Raw genomic sequence first — 11,221 nt, forward strand, 5'->3', positions numbered from 1 at the left:
AATGAATTATTTAGATTTACATAGACACGACGAACATTCTTTATTTGACGGAGCGGGTAAGTCAAAATATCTCGCAAGCGTAGCAAAAGAATTAGATTATAAAGCATTAGGAATATCAAATCATGGTGATATGGCTGGTTTGGTGTCACATTATTTTGATTGTAAAGAATTTGGCATAAAACCTATATTAGGAAATGAAGTTTATTTTATGCCAAAATTTAAACAGACAAAAAATAGTTTCCATTTATGTTTGTTTGTTAAAAATTTAAAAGGCTATCATAATTTAAATAAAATAGTTACATACAGTAACAAAAATAACTATTATTATAAAGCAATCGTAGATTTTGAATTATTAGAAAAATATAGCGAAGGTTTGATATGTACGTCTGCATGTGTAGGTGGAGTAATATCAAAAATGTATAACAAAGAAAGAGAAGATTTGTCTTATAAATTTGCAGAAAAGTTTCAAGATATTTTTGGGGATGATTATTATATAGAAATTCAGCCGTTTAAATTGACAGAAAAAGGTTTGCAAGAAAATACAGATAAATTTTTAATGCATTTGGCAAAAGAACTGGATATAAAATGTATTTTAACTTCTGATTCTCATTTTGGAAAAAGTGATGAATTTGATACTTATTTAAAAATGCACGAAATAGCTGGGCACAGAGAGTTTGGAAAGCAGTATAAGGAACGATACATGCCATCTAAGAAAGAGATTGTTAATCGTTTTTTAAGAATGCATGGAAATGATTCAAATTTATTTAATGACAAATCAGAAGCGATAGAGTTTGCAAAAAATTGTATAAAAAATTTAAATGAAATATCTGATAAAGTAGATGAAGAAATATTTGAAAAGTTACCTTTAAAACTTCCTGTGTTTGATAAAAATATAGATAGTAAAAAGTTGTTATTAAAGAACATTAAACAAGGATTGAAAAAAAGAGGCAAATATAACAGGGAATATTTTAAAAGATGTAAAGAAGAGTATGATGTTATTGTTTACCATGGTTTTGAAGATTATTTTTTGATGGTACAAGATTATGTAGACTGGGCTAAATCAAAGGGTATAGAAGTAGGGCCAGGCAGAGGGTCGGCTTGTAATAGTTTAGTGTCTTATGCTTTAGGTATAACAGATGTGGATAGTTTGATATTTAATTTAGATTTTAGAAGATTTTTAAGAAAAGATAAAAATAAATATCCAGATATTGATGTGGATTTTGAAACAGATAGACGCGGAGAAGTTATTGAATATTTAATTGAAAGGTATCCGAATAGAGCCGCAAGAATTTGTTCTTACGGTTTATATAAAGTAGATAATTTGTTAAATGATTTATTTAAAATTTGTGGTTTACCATTGTCTGATAAAAATGATAGCAACAAAAAGGAAAAAGATGAAGAGATTATTTTAAAGCAAAAAGAAATAAAATCTTTAGTAAAACAATATATTGATGTAGAAACAGGAGAATTTGATTTACATTCTGCAATGAATGATGAAAATGTTTTGAATGTAAATTATAAATATGATAATATTATAGAACATTTTAGTAAGTTATATCGTAAGATTAGGTTTTATGGAACTCATGCGGCTGGTGTAGCTATTTCAGGAGATGATATATTAAAATATACAGCAATTGAAAGAAGATCAAAACAGATGTACACTACATCTTACGATCTTGTGGATATTGAAAAATTAAATGTAATCAAATTTGATATGTTGGGGCTTCGTACAATGTCTATTCTGAGAGAGTTAAGAGATTTAACAGGAAGGCCACATTATTTTGATTATGATTTATTAAATGATAAAAAAATCTATGAAGAATTTGGAAAAGCTAATACAGATGGCATATTTCAATTTGAAGCTAAAGGTGCAAAGAATATATTAAAGCAGATTGAATGTGACTGTTACCAAGATGTTATTGCCGCAAATGCTTTAAATCGTCCTGGCCCGCTTTCTTCAGGAATGGTGGAGCAATACGCAGAAAATAAAAAAGCTTTTTTACAAGACGATGAAATGAATGATAGTAATATATTTTTTGAATATGCTGAGGAAACTTATGGAACATTTGTTTATCAAGAGCAGGTGCAAAAAATATGTGTAGAGATGGCTGGTATGTCATGGTCTGATGCTGATAAAATTATGAAATTCATGAAAAGAGATAATTCTGAATTGTCTGAGAGTGAATTAGAAAAAGTATTGGAAGAAGAAAAAAGATTAAGAAAATTATTTGTAAAAGGAGCAGTAACAGAAAAAGGGATAAGCAAACAAGAAGCAGAAGATATTTTTAATAAAATATTGACTTATACATTTAACGCCGGTCATGCTACAGGTTATGCTTTGATTTCGATTGAACAAATGTTTTATAAAATAAATTATAATACAGAATTTTGGTATGTTACATTAAAATATGCGAATGAAAAAGACATTCCTCGTTTGAGTGCAAAAGCGGTATACAATGGTGTAGTAATATTGTTACCACATGTAAATGGTTGTGCTTACCATAGCATAGCAAAAATTGATGGTGAAAGATGTATAAGAGAAGGGATGTCTACTTTAAAAAATGTAGGTTTAAAAGCGGCGCAGGTGATAGAAGAGGAGCGAAAGAAAAATGGAAAATATTTAGATTATGATGATTTTTTAGACAGAATGGAGCCTTATAAAAGGATAGTAAATAAAAGAGTTTTAGAGGTTTTAAAAACCGAAGGAGCGTTAGAGTTTGATAAAAAAATATATTTTGGTAGATGTCAAAAATATAATAGTAGTTTGTATAGCAGGGGAAGCAAATGATAAATCATTTTTACGATACTAATAAGGTAAAAATATATAATGGAGATTGTTTACAATACATTAAAAAATTATATAAAAATAATGTAAAAGTAAGTTTAGTAATAACTTCTCCGCCATATAATACAAGCAGAAAAAGTAAAAGCAAAAAAGCTCTTAGAAATCATTGGGGTAGATATGATATTTATAATGAAAAAACAAGCGAAGAGTATAGAAGTTTTATTGTAAAATTATTTCAATATTTAAATAAAATATTGGACAAAGACGGAGTAATATGTTTTAATTTAAGTTATTCTACAGAAAATACAACAGATATGTTTTATGTCATATCTGATATTATTGATAATACTAATTTTGTTTTAGCTGATTGTATCGCATGGAAAAAGAGTAATGCCTTGCCGAATAATGCAAGCAAAAATGCTTTAACAAGAATCATAGAATATATTTTTGTAATTGTAAGAAAGGATGAAATCAAAACTTTTCAATGTAATAAAAAAGTTAAATCTGTTTCAAGGACAGGGCAAAAATATTATAGTACAATTTATAATTTTATTGAAGCGAAAAATAATGATGGTTCTAATCCTTACAATAAAGCTACATTTAGTTCTGATTTAGTTTGTGCTTTATTGAAAATATATGCAAAAGATAAAAATATAATATTTGATCCATTTTTGGGTACTGGCACCACTGCTTATGCTGTGTTAAAATATAATGAAGAAAACAAAACAAAATTAAAGTGTTTAGGTGCAGAAATATCAATAAATCAATGTAAATATGCTACTGACAGAATAGATAAAGATTTTTCTAATGTTTTAAAGTATAGGTGAAAAAAATGGATGAAAAGAAAAGATTAGAAATTATGAAATTGTGTAAAAAAATAGAAGAGAAAAACGGGGAAGGTTCTATTTATAGTTTAGGATCAAAAAAAGCAAATATGAATATTCCGCGAATATCAACAAATATAGAAGATCTCGATTTTGTATTAGGCGGAGGAATACCGAAAGGTAGAATAATGGAAATATATGGACCAGAATCCAGCGGCAAAACAAGTTTAGGATTACATCTTTGCGGTTTAAACGATATGGCACTTTATGTAGCGGCAGAGGGTACTTTTGATGCAGAAAGAGCAAGAACTTTGGGAAATAAACCAAAACAGTTGTTGGTATATCGCCCCAGATACGGTGAGGATGCGCTTGATCGTGTGATGGAATTTACGAAAACAGGAATTCCTTTAATTGTAGTAGATTCTGTACCAGCTCTGATGCCAAAAGAAGATTACGACAAAGTAGATAAAAGTTTAGAAAATGAACATAGAATCGGAGGGGTAGCAAGGTTATTAAATAAAGCTCTACCTGTGCTTGAAAGAGAGGTTGAAAAATCTGGAACGACAATTATTTTCATTAATCAAGTTAGAGATAAGATGAACGCTATGTTGTTTGGAGAAAAAACAGACACACCAGGTGGAAGGGCTTTAAAGTTTTATTGTAGCGTCAGGATTCAGGTGGGCAGAAGAGCATGGATAGAAGTACCGAATAAAGATCCGAGAAATAGCTCTGATAGTCAAAAAATAGGAATTGTTACAAAATGTAAAGTTGTAAAATCAAAAATATGTAACCCGTTTGGAGAGTGTGAAATTCCTATGATATTTGATCGCGGATATGTTAGTCATGATGATGTTTTAGCTATCCGCAAAGAAATCATGTCTGAGAACAGAAAGAAACAGCGAGAAGGGAAGATGCTGAATAATGATTAGCTTTGAAAATCATACATTAAATGTTTTACCACAAAATTATAAAACAAAATCGCCATGTTATAATTGTTATGACAGGACAGACCGGTGTCACGCCTTTTGTGAAAAATATAAAAAGTATAAATTAGAACTTGAAAAGGAAAAAAGAGAGATAAAATTAAAAATAGAAGAACAAAATCAGAAAGTAAATTCTATGAATAAATTTAGTTATTAGGAAAGGAAAAATAAATGTCAAAGTTAAATAAATATTTAGAAATGGTGCAAAAAAATGGTGGTAATAAATCAATAAATAATATGATATTAAAACAAAAGTTTTCTAAGTTATTTGTTTTAATGAGAGACAAAGAAAATCTTACAGAAGTAAGAAAAGGTTTACATGCTTCATCTATTATTGTTCCGGATGAAAAATTTTGTTTAAGACAACAAGTTTTATCATTGTTATTTGAAATGGATCAAGGGGAGGAGCTACCGGTTAATTTGTTGCAAATTTTTGCCGCAGGTGAAAGTATTCATGAAAAATGGCAATCAATGATTGAAAAATGTAGCGGTAAAAAAGGCAACAGTATTAAATTAATAAAAAATGAAGCAAGAAGTTATAATGAAGAATTTGAATTGTTTTATACGCCAGATAGCATTGTTGAAATTGATAATGTACCATATATCATAGAATATAAATCAATGAATACAAGAGCATATAGCTCTGGAATAAAACTACCTAATCCTCATCCAAGTGCGAGAAAGCAAATACAGCTTTATATGTTATTGACCGGTATAGAAGATGGAATTATTTTATTAGAAGATAAAAATACACAAGATTTTTCAGTATTTAAAGTAAAATTTAATTATCGTGAAGTTTTACCTTTTATCGAAAGATTATATGATATTAAAAATGCTAAAAATGAATATTTAGAAGATGGTATTTTGCCGAAAAGATGTTGTAAAAATTCTTTCGATGAAAGAGCGAATAACTGTAGTATGCGTTCCGCTTGTTATAATTTAGGAAAGTATAAAAATGGAAAAGATATATGAAACATTTGGTATAAAAAGAACTTTAAAAAATAAAGATAGGCCAGTAAAAGAAATAGAATGTGATTGTTGTAATAAAGTGTCAGATATAAATATTTATTTTACAAAAAAAATAAAGAATAAGAATCGCTGTAAAAAAGAAAGAAAAGATGTATTTTTGTGTAAAAAACATTTTGATGAATTAAAAAAATATATAAATTATTTTGATATTTAAAACGAGCTTTTTGCTCGTTTTTTATTTTTGTATTGATTTTTAAGATCATTTATGTTATTATAATTATAGATGTTGAAATGAAATTTATAGAAAGGAAAAGTTAGTATGAAAAAAATAAATGTAGATAAATATTTAAGAAAAAGAGAAGGATTTTTTGATAGAACCTGGGTTTTTAATTCCATTGCAGATTTATATGAAATCATATCCATTCCTTATGAAGAAAATAAAGAATATTCAAAAGTGTATAAATATAAAAATGAATGTTCTTCTGGTAGAAAAAAAGAAGGTGTATATAGTTCTTTATATTATTTTAAAACATTTGAAGAAGCGCATAATACCATGTTGCATGGGTGGGAAAACGGTACAGTTGATTTAAAAAATGAAATTAAAAATATAAAAATAAAAACAAATAAAAATATAAAAATGAAAAGTGAATATAATGTTATAGGTGGAAATGTTTCTGTCCCACGTTATTTACAAGGTATTCCGAATAATATGATATTAAATAAAATGGTAGAAAAAAAAGATAAAATATTAAATATCTATAAAACAATCGGATATAGTTCTAAATATTCTGCTTATACGGTAATGAGAGAAGCGGCTAAATCTGTTATTTTAATTGACATGTTAGAAAATATGGGCTATCGTTGTAATTTATTTATTGTAAAATATAATGTAGACGATTTTAATAAAAGAAAATTACAATCTTTCACATTTAAGATAAAGATAAAAGATGCAAATGAAAAGTTAAATTTAAAAAAATATCATTTTTTCTTTCAAATCCTGATTTCCAAAGAAGAATTGTTTGGAGATTATTTGAGCTACATCCTGATTATACAAAAAAGTTCTATGCTTATGGAAGTGTAATAGATTATCATTGTAATACTTTACAAGATTATTATAAATATTATTCAGAAGTTTTTGATTTTAAGAAAAATGATATTATCTTACCAATAATCATTGATAATATTGACGAATTTATTAAAAGCATAATGGAAAGAAAATAGGAAAATGTATGAGTAAAATATGTATCGGGATAGATCAATCTTATAAAAACACTGGTTGGTCTATATGTAAAGATGATAAGGTTATAGAATATGGCAACATACCACTGAAACACATTGGAAACAATTCAGAGAAACGAAACATTGTCAATAGTACAGTTGAGCAACTAATAGTCAAAAGTCTCTCTGAAGTAAATCAAATGTCTCACAGGGTGATAGTGATAGTGGAAAGGATAAGGCTAAGAAGTCAGGGGTTTTTAAATATAAATTATATCCAATCAACTGCCGCATTGATTATCAATATTGTAGACGTAGCAAAAAAATATAATATTAATGTTTATTCTGTAGACACAAGAAGCTGGAAAAGTAACATTGTAGGAAGTTCTAAAGGTAAAAAAAAGCAAATACTTATTACCAAAGGAAAAAATAAAGGAAAATATAGAACTATCACCGATAACAAAACAGATACGATGGATTATGTTAAAAATAACCTGGGTATAGATACGAAAGGGGATGATGATGTAGCGGATGCAATTTGTATAAGTAAATATGCTTTTCTTCCAAAAAATAAGCGTAAGTTAAAATTAGAGCATTAATTAATAGAAAGGTAGTAAATAAAATGGATAAAAATAACAAAGATATATACTATAGTAAATATGCTTCAGAGATGAGAAGTTTAATAAAAGAACAAAATAAAAAAATAAAACAGAAAAATTATCATATAAAAGTTTTAATTATTATGGTAATTTTATCACTTATGTTTGCTTCTGTGTTTAATTATAAATACAATAAACAAACAGAAAAAATAAAAGAATTAAATAATTTATTAATAGAAAAGGAAGATGATATAAACAGATTAAATGATAAATTAAAAAGTAAAAATATTGAAATTGAAAATAAAGTAGAAGAATCCGACAAGTATAAAAAAGAAATAAGTGAATTGAATGAAAAAATAAATTTTTATGAAATACAAACTGGAAAATTTGAAAGTAAAGTAACAAATAAAATAAATTTAAATATATCAGATTTTAAAAGTTGGATGCCATATACTGCGATAACGGATAAAAATTCATTACAATATAAAATTATTTGTCAAGCAACACCAGATGAAAACGGAATAATGAAAATCAGTAACTTTTATTGTGCCGCGCTCGGTTCTGCTTATGGTAAAGTTGGGGATAAATTTAAAATAACTACGGACACGGGAAATATTTTTTATATTATAAAAGCAGATCAAAAATCAGATCAGCATACAATTGGTGACAACAAAACTTCATTAGATGGATCGAAGGTAGAATTTATTGTTGATAAAAATAATTTAAATAAAGAAGTAAAAAAGACAGGAAATGTTTCAGTTATTAATCAGTTTTCCGGTAAAATACAAAATATAGAGGTGTGCTAAAAATGGAATTTAAAAATCCTTATTTTTTAACTGTAGAAAGAATAAATTTATTGCAAAGGTGGATTTTGGTTCATAGTTATTTATATTATGAAAAAAATGAAAGTATAGTAAAAGATGTAAATTACGATGCGAATACAAGACAATTAATATATTTAAAAAATAAATATCCAAACGAATTTAAACAATCAGACTATTATCAATATTTTAAAGATTTTGATTCAGGTACAGGTTTTGATTTATATTCAAAAATAAAGGAAAATAATGATTTTGAATTATTGAAAAAAATAGAAAATAATGCCGAATTATTATTAAAACTTGTTTTGTAAAAATATAAAATTAATGATTGACAACATTTTTTAAAAATGATATACTTAGTATGTAAGAGAGAGGAAGGGGGGTAGGGGGGTTAGAGAGAGATAGAGAGAGATAGAGATAATAAACATAAGTTAGATAAAGAAAGGATAGGTAAAGTAAATATGAAAACAGGTATATTTTTAGACAGAAATAAAAATAGAATTGATAGTAAAGAAATAGTATTAAACAGAGGTAAATATATTTACTATGTAAGTAAAAATTGTGTAACATATTGTTTATTAAATGCAAACCATAAATTAGTTGTAACAAAACCATTGAGTATAAAGAAATTAAGACCGACAAAAGAAATTTTATCTTTAAACATAAAAATATTATAGATTTAATACAGTCCTTAAAAGTAACCTTGTTTGTATAGAATAAAAGGCAAAACTAAGGACTTTATTTAGTTAAAAATTAAAAATAGGTAAAAATAAAATGGATAAAAAAATAAATAAATTAGAAGAATTAAATTATAAAAAAAGATTTATGAATGGTTTTCATATGTTAGAAAGAGATAAAAATAAATATGAAGTATGGTCTGATTTAATGACCTTGTTTTCAATAGAAATATCAAATACAATAACGAGAAATTTAAAAGACATAGAACCGTTTAAAAGTACATGGGAAGAAAGGGAAAAGGAATATATTCGTGTAGCAAAAAAATATAATGAAAAAGAAAGAAAAAGAATTATTCCACAAATGTTTGCTTTGATTGTTTTAGAGTTGGAAAAAAATCCAGATCAAGACTTATTAGGATCAATTTATATGTCTTTGGAAATTTCAAGTAAAAATAAAGGACAATTTTTTACACCGTATAGTATTTGTAAATTAATGTCTGATGTTACTATTGATAAAAAAACATTATCAAAAGCAGTAAAAGAAAAAGGATATGCTGTTTTAAATGACTGTGCTATAGGCGGAGGTGCTACTTTAATTTCTGCTGTAAATAAAAGCAAAGACCTATTTCGCAAGTTAAATTATCAAAATCACATTATGATTGTTGGACAAGATATAGATATAACATGTGTAAGGATGGCTTATATACAATTATCATTGCTGGGTGTTGCAGGATATATCAAACACTCTAATACAATAACAACCCCAGAAAATGATTTTGTAGAAGAAAACAATGTGTTTTGGATTACGCCGATAACTTTTAATGATATATGGCAAACAAGGATATTTTTTAGGGGAGGATATTCAAGATTTTTTAGATAAATTTAAAAAAATATATTTACAGATAGATAAATTTATGATATTATAATCATAGAGATTGAACATTAGAAGTTTAGGAGGACAATATGAAAAATTTTGAAATTTTAAATGTTAAAAAAGCAAACAAAAAAGGATCGGTTGTAGTTTATGTACAGTATGACAGAAGTGCAACAATTTATAACTATGTGAGAAAAATTTATAATGATAAGTCGTTCATTATTTCAGGATATAAATTTTTCTTAAATAAAAAACTTGAGATTGTAGACGAAGTTAAATTATACGATGTTATAAGTGATAAAAAAAGACTTAATTCAAATGCAGAAAATGATAAAATAGAATTTGTTGAAGAAAAAATAGAAAAAGTAGTTTCTGAAAATGAAGAAGTAGATGAAATAGATGAAGTAGAAATAAATAACAACGAAGGAGAAATAAAACATAAAGAGTTTGAAACAATTAAGAGTTGTATAAAATCAAATATTCCGGTATATTTGACTGGTCCTGCTGGAAGTGGAAAAACTATACAATCAAAAAAAATAGCAGAAGAATTAGATTTGGAGTTTTATTTTACAAATTCAATTCAGCAAGAATATAAAATAACTGGTTTTATAGATGCTGGTGGAAAATATCATGAAACTGAATTTTATAAGGCATTTAAAAATGGAGGTTTGTTTTTCCTTGATGAATTAGATGCATCTATACCGGAAGTTTTAGTTTTGTTAAATGCCGCAATCGCTAATGGATATTTTGAGTTTCCAAATGGTAAAATAGAGGCAAATGAGAATTTCCGTGTTATAGCCGCAGGAAATACAAAGGGGAACGGTGCAGATGAACAGTACACTGGTAGAATGGTTTTAGATTCAGCAACTTTAGATAGATTCGTTGTGATAGAATTTGATTATGATAAAAACGTAGAATTGAGTATTGCTAAAAATGACAAAGATCTGGTAAATTTTGTACACTCTTTAAGAAGACAATGTGAAATATCAGGGATGAGATATGTGTTTTCTTACAGATGCATAGAGTATATTGTTAAATTAAAAAATACAAATTTAGATATTGAAAAGGTGTTATTGATAGCAATTTTCAAAGGGATGAAAAAGGATGAAATTAGAATGTTTGATTTTAGTGGAATGAGTAATATGTATACACAAGCCGCGGTTAAATTAGCCGCTTAGCTTTTGTATAAAAATCAATCGCATTATTTAAAAAACATAACTCTACTTTCTATACTCCATAAAATTCCAATAATATCACGAACAAATTCCTTACATCGAACGGATAAATTAAATATAGAAAAAAATATGAAAATAATGCGATTGATATATTTAGGGATATAGTCTAATGGTAGGACAAAAGATTTTGATTCTTTTTGTGTAGGTTCGAGTCCTACTATCCCCGCCAATTTTAGGGCCATTAGCTCAGTTGGTCAGAGCATCCGGCTCATAACCGGCAGGTCCAGGGTTCAAGTCCC

The 11,221-nt window shown here is 27.0% G+C and carries 13 protein-coding genes; all 13 read left to right on the forward strand.

The window, feature by feature from the left end:
• Window position 1 precedes the first annotated feature (1 nt).
• The 13 genes from dnaE (at window position 2) to QZ357_RS03820 (ending at window position 10,925) form a co-directional block, all read left to right on the forward strand.
• Entirely contained in the window at window positions 2–2,788 is a 2,787-nt protein-coding gene (gene dnaE / locus QZ357_RS03760; RefSeq protein ID WP_290771955.1) for a DNA polymerase III subunit alpha, read from the forward strand.
• The gene (locus QZ357_RS03765; protein WP_290771959.1) at window positions 2,785–3,612 is read left to right on the forward strand and encodes a site-specific DNA-methyltransferase; all 828 of its coding nucleotides are present in this window, start codon (window positions 2,785–2,787) and stop codon (window positions 3,610–3,612) included. The genes dnaE and QZ357_RS03765 overlap by 4 nt, the downstream gene beginning before the upstream one ends.
• Window positions 3,613–3,617: 5 nt before the next feature.
• Complete coding sequence (locus tag QZ357_RS03770; RefSeq protein WP_290771961.1) at window positions 3,618–4,538, forward strand: DNA recombination/repair protein RecA; 921 nt, start codon at window positions 3,618–3,620, stop codon at window positions 4,536–4,538.
• Complete coding sequence (locus QZ357_RS03775) at window positions 4,531–4,749, forward strand: hypothetical protein (RefSeq protein WP_290771964.1); 219 nt, start codon at window positions 4,531–4,533, stop codon at window positions 4,747–4,749. Before QZ357_RS03770 ends, QZ357_RS03775 begins: the two co-directional genes overlap by 8 nt.
• Before the next feature lie 14 nt (window positions 4,750–4,763).
• Window positions 4,764–5,564, forward strand: a complete 801-nt coding sequence (locus QZ357_RS03780) for a hypothetical protein (RefSeq protein ID WP_290771967.1) — start codon at window positions 4,764–4,766, stop codon at window positions 5,562–5,564.
• Window positions 5,548–5,775 carry a hypothetical protein gene (locus QZ357_RS03785; protein WP_290771970.1) on the forward strand — a complete coding sequence of 76 codons (228 nt, stop codon included), beginning with the start codon at window positions 5,548–5,550 and terminating at the stop codon, window positions 5,773–5,775. Before QZ357_RS03780 ends, QZ357_RS03785 begins: the two co-directional genes overlap by 17 nt.
• 105 nt (window positions 5,776–5,880) lie before the next feature.
• Window positions 5,881–6,642, forward strand: a complete 762-nt coding sequence (locus QZ357_RS03790; RefSeq protein ID WP_290771971.1) for a hypothetical protein — start codon at window positions 5,881–5,883, stop codon at window positions 6,640–6,642.
• Window positions 6,643–7,003: 361 nt separating this feature from the next.
• Window positions 7,004–7,375: a hypothetical protein gene (locus QZ357_RS03795; protein WP_290771973.1), complete on the forward strand. Its 372-nt coding sequence runs from the start codon at window positions 7,004–7,006 to the stop codon at window positions 7,373–7,375.
• Window positions 7,376–7,398: 23 nt separating this feature from the next.
• A complete protein-coding gene (locus QZ357_RS03800) occupies window positions 7,399–8,181 on the forward strand; it encodes a hypothetical protein (protein ID WP_290771976.1) in 783 nt (260 codons plus the stop codon).
• Between the two features lie 2 nt (window positions 8,182–8,183).
• Window positions 8,184–8,507 carry a hypothetical protein gene (locus QZ357_RS03805; protein ID WP_290771980.1) on the forward strand — a complete coding sequence of 108 codons (324 nt, stop codon included), beginning with the start codon at window positions 8,184–8,186 and terminating at the stop codon, window positions 8,505–8,507.
• A 150-nt stretch (window positions 8,508–8,657) separates the two neighbouring features.
• Window positions 8,658–8,873 carry a hypothetical protein gene (locus tag QZ357_RS03810; RefSeq protein WP_290771983.1) on the forward strand — a complete coding sequence of 72 codons (216 nt, stop codon included), beginning with the start codon at window positions 8,658–8,660 and terminating at the stop codon, window positions 8,871–8,873.
• Window positions 8,874–8,970: 97 nt separating this feature from the next.
• The gene (locus QZ357_RS03815) at window positions 8,971–9,753 is read left to right on the forward strand and encodes an N-6 DNA methylase (protein ID WP_290771986.1); all 783 of its coding nucleotides are present in this window, start codon (window positions 8,971–8,973) and stop codon (window positions 9,751–9,753) included.
• An 83-nt stretch (window positions 9,754–9,836) separates the two neighbouring features.
• Complete coding sequence (locus QZ357_RS03820) at window positions 9,837–10,925, forward strand: AAA family ATPase (protein ID WP_290771989.1); 1,089 nt, start codon at window positions 9,837–9,839, stop codon at window positions 10,923–10,925.
• The last annotated feature ends 296 nt before the right edge of the window (window positions 10,926–11,221 follow it).

The sequence above is a fragment of the Anaerofustis sp. genome, from assembly GCF_019420015.1.
Taxonomy (GTDB): domain Bacteria; phylum Bacillota; class Clostridia; order Eubacteriales; family Anaerofustaceae; genus Anaerofustis.

Bases quoted from the DNA above. Each gene is read 5' to 3' on its own strand.
- dnaE (WP_290771955.1), top strand. From the start codon at position 2: ATGAATTATTTAGATTTACATAGACACGACGAACATTCTTTATTTGAC.
- QZ357_RS03765 (WP_290771959.1), top strand. From the start codon at position 2,785: ATGATAAATCATTTTTACGATACTAATAAGGTAAAAATATATAATGGA.
- QZ357_RS03770 (WP_290771961.1), top strand. From the start codon at position 3,618: ATGGATGAAAAGAAAAGATTAGAAATTATGAAATTGTGTAAAAAAATA.
- QZ357_RS03775 (WP_290771964.1), top strand. From the start codon at position 4,531: ATGATTAGCTTTGAAAATCATACATTAAATGTTTTACCACAAAATTAT.
- QZ357_RS03780 (WP_290771967.1), top strand. From the start codon at position 4,764: ATGTCAAAGTTAAATAAATATTTAGAAATGGTGCAAAAAAATGGTGGT.
- QZ357_RS03785 (WP_290771970.1), top strand. From the start codon at position 5,548: ATGGAAAAGATATATGAAACATTTGGTATAAAAAGAACTTTAAAAAAT.
- QZ357_RS03790 (WP_290771971.1), top strand. From the start codon at position 5,881: ATGAAAAAAATAAATGTAGATAAATATTTAAGAAAAAGAGAAGGATTT.
- QZ357_RS03800 (WP_290771976.1), top strand. From the start codon at position 7,399: ATGGATAAAAATAACAAAGATATATACTATAGTAAATATGCTTCAGAG.
- QZ357_RS03805 (WP_290771980.1), top strand. From the start codon at position 8,184: ATGGAATTTAAAAATCCTTATTTTTTAACTGTAGAAAGAATAAATTTA.
- QZ357_RS03810 (WP_290771983.1), top strand. From the start codon at position 8,658: ATGAAAACAGGTATATTTTTAGACAGAAATAAAAATAGAATTGATAGT.
- QZ357_RS03815 (WP_290771986.1), top strand. From the start codon at position 8,971: ATGGATAAAAAAATAAATAAATTAGAAGAATTAAATTATAAAAAAAGA.
- QZ357_RS03820 (WP_290771989.1), top strand. From the start codon at position 9,837: ATGAAAAATTTTGAAATTTTAAATGTTAAAAAAGCAAACAAAAAAGGA.